Annotated in this window: 1 protein-coding gene; it reads right to left on the bottom strand. The window is 65.3% G+C overall.

Going from position 1 to position 277, the window contains the following annotated elements:
- Positions 1-277, bottom strand: a 277-nt coding sequence (locus KEG57_RS45035) for a hypothetical protein (protein ID WP_272459680.1), incomplete at both ends; no start/stop codon positions are given.

Genomic DNA, 277 nt, shown 5'->3' with positions numbered 1-277 from the left:
TACGCATCACCGTGACCGGGTACATGCGAGCCGTCCCGTTCGAGGCGGACCTCATGCCCGTGCGCCTGTAGAACTTTCTCGACGACATCGGCTGATACTGATTGCGCTTCCGCCAAGCGTCGAATTCGTCGAATAGCTGCGCCGCAGCCGTGCCCTTTTCGCCGTCCTTGGCCGGACGCGTACGCTCCTCGAGAAAGAGCGCGACGGGATCTGCATCGATGCGCCAGCGAGCGCGGCACTTGTCGGCGCTCGGGGGGACCTCGTAGCGCCCTCGCGC

The sequence above is a fragment of the Polyangium jinanense genome, from assembly GCF_028435365.1.
This window is presented reverse-complemented; position numbering and strand designations above follow the sequence as displayed.